The sequence below is a fragment of the Bifidobacterium sp. ESL1118 genome, from assembly GCF_058505595.1.
The window spans coordinates 742,773-762,223 of the sequence record NZ_CP196371.1 but is presented as its reverse complement, the minus strand read 5'-3'; the positions used below and the strand labels follow the sequence as shown (position 1 = coordinate 762,223).

Sequence of the window (19,451 nt, the reverse complement as noted above, 5' to 3'; positions counted from 1 at the left end):
AATTATCATTATATCGCACGTGCTTCCACTGTGCAACCGGAACCAGGCTTGGCCAGCCAGGTGCAAAACAGCCGGGAGAATGTGACGATTCCTGCCTCAAAACACCCCGTTCCGACAACCCGCGGCAGAAGCACGAAATTGACTCGCGGCAGTTTGCCCTCAAACGATTATTTGATGATGGGTCGCATAGGCGCCGATACGTCGACCTGATGTTTGTCCCCTATGACGTTTGGATCGTTGATAATTTTATCGACCTCAGCCACCTTCAGCTTGAGCTGCGATGAATCACCCCAAATGACAGTGTAATTGCCCTTGTCAAGCTCACAGGTGACCGAGTCCTGCGTTTTCGACGTCACTTTGGACACCCTGGACCTCAAGACTTTTGGCAGATGGTCCATGATGATCAACGCCTGCTGCACGGCCCTGTCACTAAGCGCGGCATCCACGTTGTCCACTTCGATGACCGGAATCCCCTCCACCGAAACGCCATGAACGGAATTGAGCTTGCGCCCCTTACCATCGACCGCCGTAAGCTTGCCGTCAGCCGTCTTGAGCATGGCCGCCGGCTCTTGGGCATGCACCGTCACATTCAGATTGTTGGGAAACTTCTTCTCCACTTTCGACTCTGTAACACCGGGGATATTATCAAGCTTTTGCCTTATCTCCCCGGAAGAAACCAAAAACAGTGATTTCCCGCTCTGCTGCCCGGCTATACCCATCACCGTCTCACGGCTCACCCAGGCGTTCTGGCCCGAGACGCTGATTCGCTGATTGTCCAATATGAAGACCTGCGAAAACAGAAGGAACCAGACAAGTGCCGCAACAGCAGCAATGCCGGCCAACACCACCGAAGCCCGTATAACGAACGTCCTGCGCCCCGCCTGCCTGCGCTCTTTCACCCTGGCGCTGAAATCAACAACCTTGGGTCTTGAGGCCACTCCCGACGGGCTGGTGGTCTGCCCCAACGTCTGCGCCACGTAATCTTCGCTCCTGAGCTTACGCACGTCTATCGATCGCTCGGAACCTGAATAATTCAACGAATTACGACTCTGCGCAACCTGTGAAGAGGCTACGGTACGAGGCTTGGCGTTGCCACGTCCGGATTTACGCCGTTTGCCGGCACGACCTGTGCCACCAGAAGCCCCCAACCTTCCGGGCATATGGATGGCAAAACGATTCGAATCCTTGCTTTTCGCCCCGCCACCGTTCTTTGCCCTGCTGCCGCCGTCGGTGCCTGGTTTTGTGGATGCCCTGCCTGCTCCATCATGCGGAGAAGACGATATGGACCTCTTTCCTCTGCCAGCATTGCCACCTGAAGAGCCAACGATTCTGCGCGCCATCACCTGGCTCCAGACCCAGTACCCGCCCCAGAGCTAGGGCTTGATGAATGCTGCCGAACATTGGCGGCGTCATGCTGCTCCGCACTGTTCAGCGTTGCCTGAACGGCGGCAAGCATAACGCCTCCCATCTGAGTGACGTCCCCGGCTCCGACCGTGAATAAGGCGTCTCCGGGTTCGGCCCGCAATGCCAGCATCTTGGCGGCTTCACGCATGTCCGGCACCGTTTGTATCCATGTACGTTCCCTCTCGTGCCCATTGGTAGGCTCACCCGACTGCATATGGTCAAGCTGTTTTGCCTCATCCACGATGCCCTGCGCCGTGATGCCCGGAAAGTCGCTTTGTTTCTCCCTGGCAGGATAAATCGAAGTAACGATGACATCATCAGCCAGTGAGAGCGCTTGGGCGAAATCCCTCATAAAGAATTTGGTGCGCGAGAACAGATGCGGCTGAAACAACACATGCAACTTCGCCTTGGGGTATCGCCTTCTGGCAGCATTCAGTAGGGCCGTGATTTCCGTGGGGTGGTGAGCATAATCGTCCACGACGGTCACGCCACAAACACTGCCTTTGACTTCAAAACGCCGGGAGGCGCCAAGGAAACTGGAAGCAGCCTCGGCGGCGCGGGTGGAATCGACGCCGAGCGCCGCGGCGCAGATGATGGCAGCGGTGGCATTGCGGGCATTGTGAACGCCGGGAATCTGCAGATGGACTGGAATCTTAAGGCCGTGGCCGCGGTCGTTGGCAGCATGAAGGCCGCCTGCACCGTTGGCGCAAAAGTCGATGGTGAACCCTTCGTCGCCAGTGCCAGCGCCTTCATGCTCCGAAAGAATGTGCACCACGTGCAATCCCGGCGTAGCACCCTGCCCGCCTTCAGCACCGTCAGGAACGATGGTGCCATCGGCAACCTTGCGTGCGGCAGCATTATCACCCAAAGCACCAGCCCGCAGATCCCCTGCCGTCAGCGAAGCATCGGTGGTATAGGTGATGGTTCGCGCGGCCACACCCTGCGGCAACGCAGCAAGAATGGCCCTCGACCCCTCGTCGTCGGCGGACATCACCACAATGCCCTGGGCGTGCCTGGCGTACTCCACAAACGCCTGCTGATAGTGCCTGGCATCGCCGTAATGGTCAAGGTGATCCGCCTCGGCATTGACGATCATGCAGATCTGCGGCCGGTACTTGCCAAAGCTGCCGTCCGATTCGTCGGCCTCGGCCACAAGCACTTCCCCTCGGCCCGAATGCCCTCCGTCGAGCGGCTCACCCTGCGGACTCTGTATCGAGCCGCCGATGGCATAGCTCGGATCGGACAATGCGCCTGTGCCGGCATGGACGAGGATATGCGCAAGCAACGAGCTGGTGGTGGTCTTTCCGTGCGCACCGGCCACGCTGACGGAAGTCTTGGTCCTCATCAGCAACGCCAGAATGTCACTGCGATGCACAATGCGCAGGCCAAGCCGCACAGCTTCCACGATTTCGGGATTGTCCGGCTTGATGGCGCTGGAATAGACCACGGTCTTCGCACCGACCACGTTTTCGGCCTTTTGCCCGAATTGCACATCGATTCCCAATGCCACAAGCCTATCGGTTTTGACACTCGGCTCACGATCGGAACCATCGACCTCAACGCCGCTTTCGTGCAGCATCTCGGCCAGCACGCTCATGCCCGCCCCACCGATGCCGATGAAATGCGTTCTTCCCAAAGCTTCAAGCGAATCACTGTTGCCGAACGCGGCTCGTTGTGGGTCAAGCGTCACTTTGGAGGCCTCTCTGGGCCGATTATCAACATGCATCGCGTATTCTCCTCGCAAGTAACCTTACCCGTCAACGGTACCGCAAGCAATGGAGGTGAGCATGCCAAATTCCCGGCGTACATCGAAAAAAGAAGTCTGGAACCCTGTTTCCCAACAGTCACATACCGTTACCTTCGTCACAACCATCGGCTTAGCTTGGAGCCATCGAACCGACTGTGTCTACCGGGCCATACTCAGCACGACTTGGGCCATGGTCTGTGCAGCGTCCCGAATGCCGTAGGCATAGGCCTTGTGGCCCATCTCCTTGAGGCGGTCTGTGTCCGCAAGCAATTGAGGAACGTTCTGCCGCACCCAATCTGCTGTGAAATCACTGTCGGAAACCATGAGACCGCCGCCGGCATCCACCACCGGCTTGGCATTGAACCGCTGCTCACCGTTCCCGATTGGCAGCGGCACGTAGACCGCAGGCAAGCCTATGGCCGCAAGCTCGCTGACGGAACCGGCACCGGCCCTGCATATCACTAGGTCGGCGCAGGCGAACGCCAGGTCAATACGTTCCAGGTATTGCGCCACGTGATAGTCTCCCGCTCCCACACGGGAAGGGTCAAGGTCGTTCAATACATCTTCGCCTGCCTGCTGCACAACCGCTTTGCGAACGTCCACTGATTTTCCCCGGCCGGTGAGATGAATCACCTGCGAAACCTTGAGTAATTCAACAGCGGCATTGGAAACCGCTTCGTTCAGGCTCACGGCACCCAAGGAGCCACCGGTGACCAGGATCACAGGCCTATCGGGGTCAATGCCCAACGCTGATGCAGCAGCCACCCTGGTTTCCTTCGAATCATGTTCCAGCGAATCACATAGATCCGCAATTGCGGGCCGCAGGGGGAGCCCCACACGCCTCCTGTGCGCACCGGCGCGCACCCTCAATTCCTCATTGTCATAGGCCGTGCCAATGAACTGAGCCCAGCGGGCACCCAGTTTGTTGGCCATGCCAGCCCGGGCGTTCTGCTCATGAATCACGATGGGAATGCCCATCTTGTGAGCTACGGAGTAAACCGGTGCCGAAGCGTAGCCGCCGAAGCCGACCACCACCTGAGCCTGACGCTCTTGCAGAATCGTGCGTACATGCGTCTGCTCTCGGTGCCAATTGAAAGGGAATCTGAACGCCGCAGCATTGATCCGGCGGGGAAAGGGAAGCTTCTCGATGGCATCCAATTCAAACCCGGCCTGTGGCACCAGGTCATGCTCCAAACCCACTGAGGTGCCGATGACGCTGACCTGCGCAGAGGAATCGATGCGTCTGATGGCCGTGCCAACGCTCAACAACGGGTTTACATGTCCGGCCGTGCCACCGCCGGCCAATACAATATGCTTCATCATGTCCTTCCGGCATTTGCCCACATCCAACGGTTTTCTATGATACAACACGACGTACGCCCATCCACCGCACCTGCGTGCTGTTTCCCTGTGTTAAATATACTTGTAGATGCAGGCTTACAAGGAGAGGATGTGTCATGCCACTGCTCAGTGCAAAGGAGATCGGAAACCACGAATTCGGCAAGGTCCGATTCACAAAAGGCTATAACGAGAAAGACGTGGACAACTTTCTAGACCGTGCGCAATATACAATCAAGGCGTACGAACTGAGCCTTGCCAACCACATCGAGCCACCCACCAATGACGAAAGGACACTGACAGCAGGCGAGGTCCATGATGCTGGTTTTAACATGACCCACTTCAGTGAAGGCTACAATATGAACGAGGTGGACACATTCCTGGACTCGCTTACCGACACTTTGAAACAATATGAACACATGCCAAAGAACGCCGACAACGCAGCAGCGTTTGAACACCAGTCTGAGCCAACTGAAGCGCACGGCCCCTTGCCACCCACCGCCACGCTCCCTACGCCTGAACAACCGGAGACAGTCGATGAGCAGACGCAGGACGAACGGATCAACAACGACATCTTCCATTCATAGGCCAACTCCCGTTTGCAACGGACCCGCGAATCTAGGCGTTCTTGGACGAAATGCTCGCAGCCACCTGCACCTGGGTGCGCATCATGCTCACGGCGACCCCCGCAAGAGCCAGACACATCACCAATGACGAGCCCCCCGCCGACACGAACGGCAATGGCACACCCATGACCGGCAGCAATCCCAGCACCACCATGATGTTGATAAGCGCCTGCCCGACGATCCACACCGCCGCACACACCAGAACGATGGAGGCATAGTGGTTTTGGTTATGCAACGCCACAACGATGAGGCACCAGGCGATGGCGACGAAGAGCACGATAACCAAAACGGCCCCTACGAAACCAAGCTCCTCACAAATGATCGCAAAGATGAAATCATTATGGGCCTCGGGCAAGTAGTTCCATTTCTCACGCGAGTTGCCCAGCCCCACGCCGAACAGCCCACCTGACGCAATCGCATACTTCGAATGCAACGACTGATAGCAGGTGGTGTCCCCCACTTTGCATGGCTTGTAGGCAGCCAGAACGCGGTCCAACCTGTTTTTCTTGCTCACCACGAAATACACCACCACAGCAAGCATCATCAATGCCGCGCTCACCCATGTCTTGGTGGGGAACCCACCGATGAAGAATGCCACACCGGCAATGAGGATGATGATCATGGCAGTGCCCAAATCATCACCTTTGAGCACCAACAACAGCGGCACGAGGAACATGAAGATCGGCCAGAAATAGGCTCTGGCACCACGAACCACATTGTGCAGACCGGCGTTGAGCGCATCGCCACCAAAACCCGAAAGCCTCTCGTCCAACCCATCGAAGAACGAGCTCGGCGCGAAATCGTTGTCATCCAGGCGTTGCCTGGCACGGTTGAGGCCGAAAGGAAGCCATATGCACAAGGCAAGTTTGACGACTTCGGCCGGCTGAAGCGTGAACGAACCAAGGTGGATCCAGCTTCTGTTGCCATTGACCTCCAAACCGATAGGAGAAAACGTCAACAACTGAAGCCCAATGGCGCACCAGCACAACAGAAAGCCGAACTTCTCATATATCCACACATGAATATGGCTCGCCACCGCAAACGCCACCAGACCCACAAGGCAAAACAGCATCTGGGAAACCGCCTGAGACCAAGGAGACTGCCCATTTGAGATCATTTTGACGGACGAACTTGAAAAGACCATGACAAGGCCGATGCCTGTGAGCAGCATGACTGCAAGAATAAAGCCGTAATAACACCAGATAGGGCTTGAAAGAGCCTCCCTGAACCCTGAAACGCCTGAGTACTGGGTGCTCTTGACGGTGTTTTTTGCAGAATCATCCTTGCCTTGTGACGCGCGATTGCCGCCTGAAGCAACGCTTCTGCGCCTTCCCGCGCCCCCGAGCCAGGCTTTGACGCCCCTTTGGCTGTTTGGCTTACGGTTTTTCGTTCTTCGCCCCGAGTGCGAGGATGAATCCTTGCCCGAATCTCCGACGCTATATTTACGCATGTTCGGCCGCCCAACGCCGGGCACACTGGGCGAACTGGCTACCCCTGTCGGCATACGACCTGAACTGGTCCATCGATGCGCAGGCCGGCGCCATAAGCACCACATCGCCTGCCTGAGCATACCTTCCGGCAGCCTCGACGGCTCGTTGCATGACGCTCGAGTTGTCCGCCGGATCGATGCGGGTCAAGGGAATCTCAGGGGCACTGGCCGCAAACGCCTGCGACATCGGTTCCGCGTCCACACCGATGATTACAGCGGCCTTGATCTTGCGCGCCTGCGACCTGACCAGTTCCTCAAATGTGGCGCCTTTGGCCAGCCCACCCGCTATCCAAATCACCTTGTGGTCGGGGAAACTGGAAATCGAAGCCCCAGTGGCGCTGGCGTTGGTTGCCTTGGAATCATCCACGAAACGGATGGGCTGTGGCCTGACCTGCGCCACCGCCACGGTTTCGATGCGATGACCACCGGGTTTGAATTCCTGTAGCGCCTTGAGGCATGTCTGCAGATCCGCACCCAGTCCAAGCACCAGCGCCAAAGCCGTGATGGCATCAGCGAGCAGATGCGGATACGGTGTGCCGTCCGGCTCACACAGATGGGGAAAATCAGCAACCTGCGCCACAACGAGCGGCTCCCCCGGCTCTGCGCCGGCCAAGCCGCTCATATCCACAATCGCCCCATCGATGACCCCAATCTGGCCGCTTAACGGTTCACGAAGGGTAAAGCCCACCTTCCTACAGGCCGGCTTCACCTGTGCCTCACCCGCCAGACGTGAGACACGCACATCGTCCGCATTGTAGACCAACGCCTTCTTCACCCCATGGAACACCTTGGCCTTGTCTGCCGCATAGCGCTCCATGCCACCGTGCCAGTCGAGGTGATCGGCGGCGATGTTGGTGATGGCCGCGCAATCCAATTCAAGTGAATCGGTGAAATGCATCTGGAAACTGCTGAGCTCCACGCACAGCGCATCATGGCTGCCTTCGCTAGCCGCCACACTCACGGACCTGCCGATGTTGCCCACAGCAGGCGCGTCCAGACCACAGGCCATGAGCATGGAGGAGACCATCTGCGTGGTGGATGTCTTGCCGTTGGTGCCGGTGATGCCAATCCACGGCGCCGGCACACCTGTGCGAAGATTGGCGGCACGCAGACGCCATGCCAGCTCAACCTCGCTGATGACGGGTATGCCGAGCCGCCGCGCTGTAACGATGAACGGGGTGCGAGGGTTGAAGACCGGCGACACCACTACAAAATCGACATGCCCCCAATCAACGTCGTCGAATGAGGAGCAATCGGCCTCGGGGTTGCGCTCGTCCACAGTGACGACTCGGCTCACCACACCCGAGGCAAGCACGCTTGCCGCCCCCTTACCGGAGACACCAAGACCTGCGACCACCGCCGTCAATCCAGAACGATCCATATTCCTACCTTTGATTCACTTGTTTCCAAGAGTCTCATAACTTTCTTGCCACGCGCCTCACACCGCCTGAGCAAAACCGAGATTGCACTAAAACAGCGGACCTGACTTCAAGATCCAGTTACCGTAAAAAATCACCACAGCCGTAAGCATGAAGAGAAACTCGATCATCCAGAAACGAACCACCACCTTGGACTCGCCCCAGCCCAAAAGCTCGAAATGATGGTGAATCGGCGCCATTTTGAACACACGCCTGTGGGTGAGTTTGAAGCAACCGACCTGAATGATGTCGCTGGCTGCCTCAACCACATAAAGACCACCAAGAATGACGGCGAGGAACTCGGTGTGAGTGGCTATGGAAAGCGCCGCAAACAGGCCTCCCAACGCCAAGGATCCCGTATCTCCCATGAAGATTGTGGCAGGGTTGGAGTTATACCAAAGGAAGCCGAAGCACGCCACAGCAGCGCAGGCGGCGATGATGGTCAGATCCATCGGATCGGAGACGGCGTATGAAAGGCCTGGGTGGCCCGAACCCTTGACATGGTAGGTCTGCCAGAACGCTATCAGGGCATAGCCCGCCAGGGAAATCATCGAGGATCCGCTTGCCAGACCGTCCAGCCCATCGGTAAGGTTGACTGCATTCGTCCACGCGGTCATCAGAAAATTGACCCAGACCACGAAAATGATGATGGCCACCGTTCTCCCGGCAAATTCGAAGCTGAGGAACGGCTTTTCGATAAAGCTCATACCCGCCTGGGCACTTGGAAAACCAGACTTGGTGGGGACAATTAGGGCCAAAACCGCATAGATGGTGGCAAAGATGAATTGACCGATAAACTTCGCATGCACCGAGAGACCGAGGTTCTGCTTCTTACGCACCTTGGCGAAGTCGTCGATGAAGCCGAGCAGACCCATCGAGACCATGGCGTACAGCACCAGGACAGCCGACCAGGAGGGCAACGTGCCACGGGTCAGGTAACGGTAGAGCGCCGAAGCACCCCAACCCAACAACACAGCCAGAATAATGACCAAACCGCCCATCGTGGCCGTGCCACGCTTGACCTGATGCGATTTGGGCCCGTCCTTACGGATGTACTGGCCATAATGCAGCCGGTGCACCAGTCGTATCAGCAACGGCGTGCCAACGATGACCACCACCAGCGAAACCACTACGCCAAGGATCAAGGAAATCAACGCCTAACTCCATTCTTCCATACGGACCCAAAAACGAATCCGAACACATCACCGACTGTTGTTGACCCACAACTCAGCCAAACCACTCAGGCCGGAAGCGTGAGAGCCCTTGAGCAACACCACAGCGTCTGAATGTTCAGCCGCCATATCCGTCACCAATCGGTCTGTCTCTTCTATATCATGAACCAATTTCACCACAACAGGGGTACGCGCGGATCCATCGAGCCGCTCGACCATATGGGAGGCGGCGTGCCGTGCACCTTCGGCAAAGCTGGAAGCCAGGCTTTCCAGATGAGCATTGCCCCTGCTGCCCACGGCTATGATCGCATCTATTCTGCAGCCGGCCGCGTACTGGCCAAGCTCGCGATGCAACCTAGTCTCCTCATGGCCAAGCTCCAACATGGCTCCCACGACGGCCACACGCCAAGGCTTGCGCCGAGCATTTTGCCTCCAACCGCTAAGCGCATCCAACCCGGCCTTGAGCGAATCAGGGTTTGCATTGAACGAATCGTCAATCAACGTGAACGTCGAATTGCCACGGTGCACCTCACTGATGGCCATGCGGTGCGGACTGATGCTCTTCACATCAGAGAGCACTGAGGCGATTTGAGGCAGGGACATGCCGTAGTAACGGGCAACAGTGGCCGCCGCGAGAGCGTTCACGACGTTATGAGCGCCAGGAATGCCCAGCTGCACATGCGCCCACGAAGACTCATCTGCAAGTGTGAACGAGGATCTGTCGGAACCATCGATTGCAATATCACTGGCTTGCAACTGCCCCGGATGGCCCTGGCCGGCAAACCAGAGGACCTTGCCCGGCGCCAATCTGCTCATAGCGCTCACCCGCGAGTCAGCTGCGTTGAGCACGGCCACTCCCCCCGGCGCCAATCCTTTCACGATCTCGCTCTTGGCTTGTGCAATGCCTTCCACCGAGCCGAACTCACCCAAATGAGCCGTGCCGACCTTAAGCACCACTGCAAGGTCGGGCGGCACGATTTTGGTGAGCTGGGCGATTTCACCTATGTGGTTGGCCCCCATTTCAGCTATGAGGTAGCGGGTGCCTGCATCGACCTTAAGCACCGTGAGCGGCAAACCGATATTGTTGTTGAAGGAACCAACCGGAGCCACCGTGGAGCCCATTGTCGAAAGCAGTGCCTTGAGCAGGTCCTTGGTGGTGGTCTTCCCAACGGAACCGGTGATGCCCACGACGGAAAAATCGTCGCCTAATGCCCGCCGAAGCTCGATATTGTGCTTGGCCAGCAGACCCAACGCCTTGACCGTCCCTGGAGCCTCCATGCCATCCGTGGGGACTTTTGGCCCTAAGCCCCCATCCACGACGATCTGCGTCACATCCGCATGATCGACCACATGGTCGACTATGGCCGCGACCGCACCGTGCGAGCCGGCATCACTGACATAGTTGTGTCCATCGGTTTTCTCCCCGGCAATGGCCACGAATACCGTGCCTTCGACAATACGACGAGAATCGCTGACCACCGATGTGGCCACAGCCCCCTCAGGAACGCACCCTCCTTGAGGCGGCACAACGGACCCTGCAACGCTATGTGCCACTTCCTCTACGGTCATAGGCAACATGTTCGGTTTCCTTTCCACAAACTCAGCAGTTCAGACCAACCATTTGGGCTCCAAGCAATAGGCAAAACAAATTCGCCCCTTCTTGAGCCCGGAGTCAACTGCACTACACGATTCCTTGCTCCACACGCAAGGCGTTGTGCAATGCGCTACGCTTTACCCCAGCGGCAGATGCCATGGAAACCGCAAAGGCCAGACGACGCTCTGCACTGGGGTTGACTACGGCATGCCCGTTAGGCATCGATGATGCCAGCCAGCTGATGTTGGCACTCACAGTTGTCAATTTAAGATCGTCCTTAGCCGTGAATCCATACCGTGCCTTTGCCGATTCACGGACCCGAGCCGCCTCGCTGTCACTGAGCACCCGACCGCAACCCAACACGTCCACGTTCACCGACTGCAGGGCATCGGCGCTCAGCGTCTTGTCGTCAGCGGAGATGACCACCGCGTTCACCCCGTCTTCCAGGCATATCGACAATGCACGCTGCACGTCAAAGATGCCGAGCGGGTAGGAAAGGTCCAAAGGACGCTCCAATGAAAACGACCCAGAAGCATTGAGACGGCCCACAGGATTGCCCAATGTGTGAAGGAATCCTGCGAGACGAACAGCCTGAGCCTGGGACTCATCGGGCGCCTCGCCGCACACCACGAATACCGCCAGAACGGACCCAGGCTCTCCTGCCATCTCACCGGCGAGCATACCTATCTGAGCTGCACTGGGATCAGCCAACAGCACAGGGATGTCCCACTGATGGCCCTGGAACCGTGAAGGAACCAATGCGGCATATGCGCCGGCGAATTGCGCCTGCCCGAACTTTGCGGTGTCGAAATCGCCCCTCGGCACATACAAAGCACCCGGCTTAACATCCTTCGGATCGTCGGCAAGGGACGTCACGCTTACAGCACGCGCAAACGGCGGATCAAGCTCAAACCCGTATCGACTTGCAATGCCTCCCAACGTCATCCGCTTAGAGATGGCCTCGTTCACCACGCTCATCAGCTTGCCCCTTCCTCACGCATGGAATCCACCGTCACCAGTTTACAGGGATGGCATCCGTACGGGGTGCCGAAAATGGAACCTGATACTTCTGCATAAGGAATTCCGCGATTCTCTTGAACATGGGGCCGGCAGTCGACTCACCATAGCTTCCATCGGGATTTTTGATGACCGTGGTAATCACAAATCTTGGATTGTCGGCAGGAATGACGCCTGATAGGCTGGCCACGATGGATCCCAGACCACCGTTGCCACCGCTGACCTCTGCGGTGCCCGTTTTGGATGCGATGCGATAGCCGTTAATCGCCACATACCGTGCATATTCATCTGTTGCTGACTCCATGGCGTTCATGGTCTGGGCGGCAACCTGCTGGTCGATCACCCTCCTGCCCTGGTCCGGCTGCTCGGAGGTAACATGTCCATTCTCATCGATGATGGATTTGAACATCGACTGATTGTGCGCCACACCACCATTGGCTACGGTAGTTATGGCATTGGTGAGCTGCAGTACGTTGGTGGCATAGCCCTGCCCGAATAGAATGGTGTCTTTTGTACGACCGTCCCATGCATCTGGCGAGCTGAGTGTGCCTTGTGACTCCCCAGGCAGATTGAGGCCGCCGGACTGGCCGATACCGAACTTCACAAGATTGTCATAACGCTGCTGGGCGGTATAGTTCTGACCTGCCATCACCATTCCCACATTCGAGGAATTTTTGAGAATGCCGGCCAGCGTCCAATTCGAGACCGCGTGTGAAAGCGCATCATGAAATGTCTGACCATTCTTTTCGATCTGATACGGAACAGAGAATTTATCGGTGGGCTGGTGAACCCCGTCTTGCAGCATTCCAGCCACGGAAAACACCTTCCCTATGGACCCAGGCTCGAAGGTTTCACTGACAGCTCGGGAAGCGTTGAGCTTCGCATCTGCAGAGCCGGCCTGAATATCGTCGGAATCATCCAGCGCTATGATCTCATGGGTCTGTGTGTCCTCCACGCACGCCAACGCCCAATCAGCATGGTACTGGGCCTTGCCTTCCGTCAGCACCTTCTTGACGAACCAATCAACATCGGCGTCGATGGTGAGCTTCACATCGCTGCCGTTCTTCGGCGTCTTCGAATCTCCTGCAGTGCCGGGAATCTCCTGGCCGCCTTCCCCATACTGATTGACCGTGTACCCGTCTTGACCGGAAAGCTCGCTGTTCTTCATCTGCTCGATGCCCGCAGCACCAACGGTTTTCCCTTTGTCATCGGTTTTCATGCCGCCCAGGAGCGACCCCATCAACGTTCCGTCGCTATACACCCTATCGGCGGTGAGTACGGCATAGACGCTGTCACCGAGATTCAGCTTGTCAATCGCTCGCTTGACCTTTGGGTCCACATTCGTTTTCAACACCTGGTAATGACCTGTGACGCTGAGTTTTGATCCTAACTCCATGGGACTCATGCCAAGGGTGGGGCCCAGAATCCTGGCCACAGCCGTAACGCCATTGACGCCAACAGGTTTACCGTCGACCGCATTGCAGGTGGTGTCGTTGTCTTTCGTGCAGGTAACCGGTTTAAAATTCTGAGCCCGTTCGGGGTCACCGACAATGGTGTAGCGCTCCACGCTTTGTGCCAGAACCGCCCCATTCGTGTCGAGAATTTTCCCCCGCTTGCTGGAGATGATGAATTTATGCAAACGCCCTTCGGTGGCGGCGTTGGCCGTGGCCCTTCCATTGAACAGCTGCACGTTCGTCAGCTGCCAAAAGCAGGAAAGCGCCGCAAGCAGGAGCACGACCATGATCGCCACGCATTTGTTCGCGAAACTCTTGGATTTATGACTAGCCTGTGTACTTCCCATCACTGAGCTTCCTTAGGGGGCTGGTAGCCTTGAAGGTCAATCGAAAGAGATCCCTGCTGAGGCACCATGCCCATTTCCTGTGCCTTTTGAGGCAGCGTCGATTCCAAGGCATCGAGCTGGGCCTGATCATCCTGAACATCCTGAGACAACACGGAAATATGTTGTGAGCTTTTGGCCTGACTGAATGAGTCCTGCTCCATCTGAACCCTCAACAACAGGGAACAGAACAACGAAGCAACGAGGAACGTCACAGCTATCGCTGCGCAAACAACCATGGCGCCACGCCCACGAGTCCACTCCAAAAAGCCGTTCCACCCCCGGGTGTTGCGAGCGCTGGATTTCCTGCCGCCCCTAACGACGCGAAGTTCAGGCCGCTTGGATGAGTCCTGCTCACCATCTTCACGTCCCAATGGCACTGCGCTGGAACGTACTGTCCGTCCACGTACCGTCATCATTTCCTCCCCTTGCTTGCACGCTCATGCTTCCCATAGGCATGCCGCGTCAATTGCTTGGATGCACCATCAAATCTCAATCGCCAACGAGCGGGAATCTCACGAACCAGCTCCACTCCACGGAGCCTGACCGATGCAGAACGCGGATTGCGATCCGTCTCCTCTTGATCCGCCTTGAGCGCCCCGTGCGTCAAATTTCTAAAGAACGGCTCGGCGTCCTGCGGAACCACCGGCAAGTCCGGGGGTACATCGTCATTCAACCCTTGAGCCATAAACGACTTCACTGTTTTGTCCTCCAGGGAGTGATACGACTCGACCACGATCCTGCCCCCCACAGCAAGACGGTTGGCGGCCTGAGGCAATGTCCGTGCAAGCTTATCGAGTTCGCCGTTGACCTCTATGCGCAACGCCTGAAACACACGTTTTGCCGGGTTTCCTTTGGCTCGATGGGCACGTGGCACCACACGATCCACCAATTCATCCAATTGTTTAGAGGTCTCCAGAGGGTGTTTATCGCGAGTGGTGACTATTTCGTGCGCTATGAGACGCGCGAACCTTTCCTGACCGAAGTCGCGAAAGACACGGATGAGCTCAGTCTCGCTGTACAGAGCCAAAACCTGTGCTGCGGTCAACTGCTGAGTCTGATCCATACGCATGTCGAGTGGAGCGTCATGAGAATATGAGAAGCCGCGATCCGTCTCATCTATCTGCAGGCTGGAAAGACCCAGGTCCATGAATACCGCGTTCACTTCGTGCATATGACGTTCAGCCAGCACGGCATCAAGATCGTCGAACGCTGCGTGCACAGGGGTGAAACGCCCTGAGAGGCCAAGTTCTTCCATGCGCTGGCTTGCCAAACCAAGTGCCTCTTCATCGCGGTCGATGCCGATGAGCCTGGCAGCTGGTGCCGCCTGGAGAAAAGCCGAAGCATGGCCCGCAAGGCCGAGCGTGCAGTCAACCACAACACTGCCGGGATTGCTCAAAGCCGGAACCACAAGCGAAACGCACTCGTTGAGGAGCACGGGGTTGTGAATCTTGTCGATGTTCATTTGAGCTTCACCAGTCCATCTGCCCGAGTACGTCATCTTCAATATCGGAATAGCCTTCTTCTTGAGCCTTGAGGTAGGTCTCCCATGCCTGCCTGTTCCAAATCTCGGCTCTGGTGCCAACTCCGATAATGACAATGTCGTCGTCAAGTGAAGCATAGTCGCGCAGCATTTGAGGAACGAGCACTCGTCCTTGTTTGTCCGGCTCCTGATCCACAGCCCCTGAAAGAAACACACGAAGGTAGTTGCGTGCCGCCTTATTGCCCACAGAAATATGCTGAATTCGCCCTGCCATCCTACGAAACTCACTTTGCGGCAAGAGGTATACGCAGCGCTCCTGCCCTCTGGCAACAACGAGGCCGGCACCAAGTTGACCTCGCATCTTGGCGGGAAGGGCCACACGGCCCTTGGCATCGATCTTCGGGGTGTATGTACCCAGCAGCAGAGGGAGCTCTTCCTGATTCTTCTGCTCAGGCTGCGCCCCTGAGCCAGAGGCAGACGGAACGTTCGGAAGGCCGGCACCATTGAAATCATTGGGATTGCCAGTGTTATTCGTTTGGTTTGACTGGACCATGGCCGCCTCCTTTCCCACCCTGAGCTTTCAGCACATGTCAAGAAACACCATACAACTAATCCTCCACTTTACCCCACTTCTCCCCATTTTTTACCACATTATGTAAAATATTGATGTTGTTTCTTTGTTTTTACATCAATCGTGTCGCTGCCTCCGCCATTGAACGGTTCGCTGCAAACCCACACGAATGACGCAAGACTCATAAGAAAAGCGGGGACCATTAAAATTCATGTAAGGGCCACGGAGTATATTGAGTTGACTTGAAATTCTGATGCTCAAAGGAACCTGATGCCGAACCATCCTTCACAGATACATGAAGAGCAGCTAGCCGTGACGCATGCCTATAACAGGCTCGACGAGGAACGCCAAGAGGCTCGTACCCGACTCGACACCGTGCGTGCGGCCGGTTCCCACGGCTCACCCACAATGCGCACCGAGCGCGATTCATTTGCAACAATGTATGAGAACAGACTCACCCAGCTGAGGGCCGTGGAAGACAGACTGGTGTTCGGCAGAATCGACAGCACTTCCGGCCAGCGGCGATACATCGGCAGAATCGGCCTTTCCGACGAAAACCATAACCCATTGCTGACCGACTGGAGAGCCGATGCCGCTCGCCCGTTCTATGAAGCCACACCCAAACACCATGGCGATACAGCAATGAGGCGCCATATCACGTTGCATTTCAGAGACGTGGTCGGCGTCGAAGACGAGGTTCTCGACATTCATTCCTCAGAGGTCGGCAAGGCGCAGCAGTCGGGCACCCTAACCGGCGAGGGTGCGCTCATGGCCTCACTTGATTCGAAACGAACCGGCAAGATGACCGACATCGTCTCCACCATCCAAGCCGAGCAGGATCGCATCATCAGAGCCCCACTTGAACACGTGGTGGTGGTTCAGGGAGGCCCCGGCACCGGCAAGACAGCAGTCGCCCTGCACAGGGCAGCGTATCTGCTCTATACCTATCGCCGTAAACTCAATAATTCAGGCGTGCTGGTCATAGGCCCGAGCAATGCATTTCTGCGATACATCGATCAGGTCCTCCCCTCCCTCGGCGAGACGGGCGTGGTCTCAAGGACGGTAGGCACGTTGTTGCCCGGAATCGAGACTTCCGTGCGAGACAACCCGTATGCGGCAAAGCTCAAAGGCCAGAAGCGCATGGCGAACGCCATAGCAAACGCCGTGGCCGGTCGAGAGCGCATCCCGGCAAACCTTCCTGCCGCCAAGATCAACGGCTTTAGGGTGCAGATGAAGGCGGCAGATATCGAACAGGCACGAATTGACGCCCGTCGAACTCACCAACCCCACAACACGGCAAGGAACACGTTTGTGAGCAGTGCTTTGCATGCCATGCGAACTCGCTATATCGAGCATCTCGACTACACGCCGGATCATGATGAAATCGTCGACGTAGACAATCAGCTCAAACTTGACGATGCAGTACGAACAACGTTGAACCTGGCTTGGTTGCCAATGCAGGCAACATGGCTCATCGATCAGCTCTTCTCGAAGCCTCAGCAGTTAAGAAGATTCGCTCCTTGGCTTTCCGAAGATGAAATTCAGTTGCTCACACGCCCTAAAGGCTCTCCTCTGACCGTTTCCGACGTCCCTTTGCTCGACGAGGCAATGGAGCTGTTGGGGCCCGATCCTCGCCAAGCCGCACAAGAGGCCGCAGCAAACGCCCGGCGTAAACAGGAGGAACAGTTCGCCGCAGACACACTTGCTCAGACAGGCATTGGATCTGGCATAGTGACAAGCTCCATGCTTGTCGACAACATGAACGCCGATGACGGCCAGGCCGTCACCGAGAAAGCCGGATCCGACCGTGAATGGGCATACGGACATATCGTGGTGGACGAGGCGCAGGAACTTACCGCCATGGACTGGCGGATGATTCTTCGCAGATGCCCTTCCCGCTCATTGACCATCGTGGGAGACGTGGCCCAAACCACGGCGTTGGGCGGCACTCGTCGATGGGACCGAACCATGACACCATTGTTCGGCGAAGATGGCTGGGACCTGCAGGAATTAACCATCAACTACCGCAACCCCAAGCAGGTCTCGGACTTGGCGTCACAATTCGCTCATGCCGAAGGACTCTATATATCGACCGTTCAGGCCGTGCGCGATGTGCCTGACTCCGTACGGCATTTGGAATATGCAGATGTCGCAACACTCAAGGATGCGCTGGTGCATGAGGTGCATGCACTTTCAGATGAATTCCTTTCAGCTCAGGAGAGCCTTGGCCTCATAGCCGTCATCGCTCCGACAGCCATGCTTGATGGCATACGTGCAAGTCTGGCGAAACCATCTGCGATCTTGGACCGAAGAATCGTCATATGCAATGCACAAACCGTTAAGGGTCTGGAATTTGACGCTGCCATCCTTGTCCAGCCAGGAGCGATGCAGGAAGAGGCGCCTTCACAACAAAGTGCAGCATCGGACATCTACGTGGCCATGACGCGGCCCACCCAACGCCTGGTTGTCTTGCAGACCAAGGAAGACAAAGCAAACAGCAATTTCTAGACGATCAGACAACACTGTGGCATGACTAGGCATCAAACCAAAGAACCTGGCACAAACACCTTAATGGCATTCAGGAATCGATGCCATTGTGTCACCTTATTCAGGCCTGTTCCTTACGCAAATCATCGATTGCATGTTGAAAGTCGTCCAGTCCCTCAAAATTCTCATACACACTGGCAAACCGTAGATAGGCGACCTCATCCAATTCACGTAAAGGCTTCAAAATGGCCTTTCCTATGTCCTTGGACTCAACCTGAGCCAGTCCCTGGGCCCTTAGGCTTTCCTCGACCCTTCGGCCCAGCCGTTTAAGGTCCTCTTCTTTGATTGGCCTGCCCTGACAGGCTTTTCGTACCCCGTTGATAACCTTCTCGCGGTCGAACGATTCCACGTTGCCAGAACGTTTGGTGACCAACATCATTGTGGTCTCCAACGTAGTAAAACGCCGACCGCAGTTGGGACATTCACGTCTGCGCCTAATAGCGTGTCCATCCTCGCTAATACGAGTATCGGCTACTTTGGTTTCTGGATTTTGACAAAATGGACAATGCATAATGATAACAATAACTCATAGCTACGGATAAAAGTCAATTGCGAAGGGAACATTCAGGTTCATCCCTAATGACTAAACACATCTTGAATGGCCGTACCTTTCCACATTGCTCCTATTGTTGCCCGTGATTGCCATTTATTTGGAGTTTTGGAACAAGAATCTTCTGACCGGGTTCCAACCATGTCGAATCCAAGTCGTTGATTTTCATCAGCTTGTCTACATTTTCAGCCACATCTCCACCTTTGGGTGTGAACGTTGAGGCATATGACCAGAGCGTATCTCCAGGACGAACAGTATAACTGACCATCTGCGTCGGCTCCTCAGCCACAGCCTGCGAATGCCCGGAGGCACCCGAAATGCATGCAGAACCCACAAACAACGCCATAAGGGTTGCCATAATTGCAACAACGTGCTTGAACGTAGCCGGCAGTGTTGCAAACCATGAAGAGCAGCTTCTGTTCGATTGTCCACTCTGCACTGAGGTCAATCCCTTCGCCCCTACTTGGTACGTCATCATTACCACCTTTCGAACATATGTGCTATCGAATACATGTTCTTATATTCGCACACATGTTCGATTTTGGCAAGTCCGTTTCGAACATCTGTTTGATTTTTTCAGAATATTACGGTAAGCTGAAACTACCAGCGAAAGGATTACCGTGAGCACCATACCCTTTGACCAGCAACATGCCAACCA

16 protein-coding genes are annotated in these 19,451 nt (G+C 56.1%); 2 read left to right on the top strand and 14 right to left on the bottom strand.

The features are described 5' to 3' along the window. Nucleotides 1–167: 167 nt before the first annotated feature. The 3 genes from ACSYSS_RS02940 to ACSYSS_RS02930 form a co-directional block, all read right to left on the bottom strand. A complete protein-coding gene (locus ACSYSS_RS02940; protein WP_491703992.1) occupies nt 168–1,340 on the bottom strand; it encodes a cell division protein FtsQ/DivIB in 1,173 nt (390 codons plus the stop codon). Then, nucleotides 1,340–3,130 carry a UDP-N-acetylmuramate--L-alanine ligase gene (locus ACSYSS_RS02935; protein WP_491703991.1) on the bottom strand — a complete coding sequence of 597 codons (1,791 nt, stop codon included), beginning with the start codon at nt 3,128–3,130 and terminating at the stop codon, nt 1,340–1,342. Before ACSYSS_RS02935 ends, ACSYSS_RS02940 begins: the two co-directional genes overlap by 1 nt. A 180-nt stretch (nt 3,131–3,310) precedes the next feature. Beyond that, nucleotides 3,311–4,471, bottom strand: a complete 1,161-nt coding sequence (locus ACSYSS_RS02930) for a UDP-N-acetylglucosamine--N-acetylmuramyl-(pentapeptide) pyrophosphoryl-undecaprenol N-acetylglucosamine transferase (RefSeq protein WP_491704194.1) — start codon at nt 4,469–4,471, stop codon at nt 3,311–3,313. 137 nt (nt 4,472–4,608) lie between these two features. Here ACSYSS_RS02930 and ACSYSS_RS02925 point away from each other — a divergent pair, with 137 nt between their 5' ends. Next, nucleotides 4,609–5,076 (top strand): DivIVA domain-containing protein, encoded by a 468-nt coding sequence (locus ACSYSS_RS02925; protein ID WP_491703990.1) that lies wholly within the window; start codon nt 4,609–4,611, stop codon nt 5,074–5,076. A gap of 31 nt (nt 5,077–5,107) precedes the next feature. Here the strand turns inward: ACSYSS_RS02925 and ACSYSS_RS02920 are convergent, their stop codons facing one another. The 9 genes from ACSYSS_RS02920 to mraZ all read right to left on the bottom strand — a co-directional run bounded on the left by ACSYSS_RS02920 (nt 5,108) and on the right by mraZ (nt 15,678). Beyond that, nucleotides 5,108–6,619 carry an FtsW/RodA/SpoVE family cell cycle protein gene (locus ACSYSS_RS02920; protein ID WP_491703989.1) on the bottom strand — a complete coding sequence of 504 codons (1,512 nt, stop codon included), beginning with the start codon at nt 6,617–6,619 and terminating at the stop codon, nt 5,108–5,110. Then, nucleotides 6,558–7,985, bottom strand: a complete 1,428-nt coding sequence (murD, locus tag ACSYSS_RS02915) for a UDP-N-acetylmuramoyl-L-alanine--D-glutamate ligase (protein ID WP_491703988.1) — start codon at nt 7,983–7,985, stop codon at nt 6,558–6,560. The genes ACSYSS_RS02920 and murD overlap by 62 nt, the downstream gene beginning before the upstream one ends. Before the next feature lie 87 nt (nt 7,986–8,072). Further along, the gene (mraY, locus tag ACSYSS_RS02910; RefSeq protein ID WP_491703987.1) at nt 8,073–9,176 is read right to left on the bottom strand and encodes a phospho-N-acetylmuramoyl-pentapeptide-transferase; all 1,104 of its coding nucleotides are present in this window, start codon (nt 9,174–9,176) and stop codon (nt 8,073–8,075) included. A 48-nt stretch (nt 9,177–9,224) separates the two neighbouring features. Next, nucleotides 9,225–10,772, bottom strand: coding sequence for a UDP-N-acetylmuramoyl-tripeptide--D-alanyl-D-alanine ligase (locus ACSYSS_RS02905; RefSeq protein WP_491703986.1), 1,548 nt, complete (start codon nt 10,770–10,772; stop codon nt 9,225–9,227). A gap of 103 nt (nt 10,773–10,875) precedes the next feature. Further along, entirely contained in the window at nt 10,876–11,766 is an 891-nt protein-coding gene (locus ACSYSS_RS02900; RefSeq protein ID WP_491703985.1) for a UDP-N-acetylmuramyl peptide synthase, read from the bottom strand. 34 nt (nt 11,767–11,800) lie between these two features. Then, a complete protein-coding gene (locus tag ACSYSS_RS02895; RefSeq protein WP_491703984.1) occupies nt 11,801–13,606 on the bottom strand; it encodes a peptidoglycan D,D-transpeptidase FtsI family protein in 1,806 nt (601 codons plus the stop codon). Then, the gene (gene ftsL / locus ACSYSS_RS02890; RefSeq protein ID WP_491703983.1) at nt 13,606–14,061 is read right to left on the bottom strand and encodes a cell division protein FtsL; all 456 of its coding nucleotides are present in this window, start codon (nt 14,059–14,061) and stop codon (nt 13,606–13,608) included. The genes ACSYSS_RS02895 and ftsL overlap by 1 nt, the downstream gene beginning before the upstream one ends. Beyond that, nucleotides 14,058–15,107 (bottom strand): 16S rRNA (cytosine(1402)-N(4))-methyltransferase RsmH, encoded by a 1,050-nt coding sequence (gene rsmH, locus ACSYSS_RS02885; RefSeq protein WP_491703982.1) that lies wholly within the window; start codon nt 15,105–15,107, stop codon nt 14,058–14,060. Before rsmH ends, ftsL begins: the two co-directional genes overlap by 4 nt. 7 nt (nt 15,108–15,114) lie before the next feature. After that, nucleotides 15,115–15,678 (bottom strand): division/cell wall cluster transcriptional repressor MraZ, encoded by a 564-nt coding sequence (gene mraZ / locus ACSYSS_RS02880; RefSeq protein ID WP_491703981.1) that lies wholly within the window; start codon nt 15,676–15,678, stop codon nt 15,115–15,117. 288 nt (nt 15,679–15,966) lie between these two features. Between mraZ and ACSYSS_RS02875 the strand changes: the two genes are divergently transcribed. Then, a complete protein-coding gene (locus tag ACSYSS_RS02875) occupies nt 15,967–18,204 on the top strand; it encodes a HelD family protein (RefSeq protein ID WP_491703980.1) in 2,238 nt (745 codons plus the stop codon). A gap of 100 nt (nt 18,205–18,304) precedes the next feature. Here ACSYSS_RS02875 and nrdR read toward each other — a convergent pair whose 3' ends face one another. Together nrdR and ACSYSS_RS02865 are read right to left on the bottom strand one after the other, a co-directional pair. Next, entirely contained in the window at nt 18,305–18,754 is a 450-nt protein-coding gene (gene nrdR / locus ACSYSS_RS02870; RefSeq protein WP_491703979.1) for a transcriptional regulator NrdR, read from the bottom strand. Between the two features lie 112 nt (nt 18,755–18,866). Further along, nucleotides 18,867–19,139: a LysM peptidoglycan-binding domain-containing protein gene (locus ACSYSS_RS02865; protein WP_491703978.1), complete on the bottom strand. Its 273-nt coding sequence runs from the start codon at nt 19,137–19,139 to the stop codon at nt 18,867–18,869. Between the last annotated feature and the right edge of the window lie 312 nt (nt 19,140–19,451).

Excerpts from the sequence above, each read along its gene's own strand:
- ACSYSS_RS02900 (WP_491703985.1), bottom strand. The coding sequence starts at position 11,766 with ATGAGCGTGGTGAACGAGGCCATCTCTAAGCGGATGACGTTGGGAGGC.
- ACSYSS_RS02925 (WP_491703990.1), top strand. The coding sequence starts at position 4,609 with ATGCCACTGCTCAGTGCAAAGGAGATCGGAAACCACGAATTCGGCAAG.
- rsmH (WP_491703982.1), bottom strand. The coding sequence starts at position 15,107 with ATGAACATCGACAAGATTCACAACCCCGTGCTCCTCAACGAGTGCGTT.
- mraZ (WP_491703981.1), bottom strand. The coding sequence starts at position 15,678 with ATGGTCCAGTCAAACCAAACGAATAACACTGGCAATCCCAATGATTTC.
- ACSYSS_RS02875 (WP_491703980.1), top strand. The coding sequence starts at position 15,967 with ATGCCGAACCATCCTTCACAGATACATGAAGAGCAGCTAGCCGTGACG.
- ACSYSS_RS02920 (WP_491703989.1), bottom strand. The coding sequence starts at position 6,619 with ATGCCGACAGGGGTAGCCAGTTCGCCCAGTGTGCCCGGCGTTGGGCGG.
- ACSYSS_RS02935 (WP_491703991.1), bottom strand. The coding sequence starts at position 3,130 with ATGCATGTTGATAATCGGCCCAGAGAGGCCTCCAAAGTGACGCTTGAC.
- ftsL (WP_491703983.1), bottom strand. The coding sequence starts at position 14,061 with ATGATGACGGTACGTGGACGGACAGTACGTTCCAGCGCAGTGCCATTG.
- ACSYSS_RS02895 (WP_491703984.1), bottom strand. The coding sequence starts at position 13,606 with ATGGGAAGTACACAGGCTAGTCATAAATCCAAGAGTTTCGCGAACAAA.
- ACSYSS_RS02940 (WP_491703992.1), bottom strand. The coding sequence starts at position 1,340 with ATGGCGCGCAGAATCGTTGGCTCTTCAGGTGGCAATGCTGGCAGAGGA.
- ACSYSS_RS02865 (WP_491703978.1), bottom strand. The coding sequence starts at position 19,139 with ATGGCGTTGTTTGTGGGTTCTGCATGCATTTCGGGTGCCTCCGGGCAT.
- ACSYSS_RS02905 (WP_491703986.1), bottom strand. The coding sequence starts at position 10,772 with ATGTTGCCTATGACCGTAGAGGAAGTGGCACATAGCGTTGCAGGGTCC.
- ACSYSS_RS02930 (WP_491704194.1), bottom strand. The coding sequence starts at position 4,471 with ATGAAGCATATTGTATTGGCCGGCGGTGGCACGGCCGGACATGTAAAC.
- murD (WP_491703988.1), bottom strand. The coding sequence starts at position 7,985 with ATGGATCGTTCTGGATTGACGGCGGTGGTCGCAGGTCTTGGTGTCTCC.
- nrdR (WP_491703979.1), bottom strand. The coding sequence starts at position 18,754 with ATGCATTGTCCATTTTGTCAAAATCCAGAAACCAAAGTAGCCGATACT.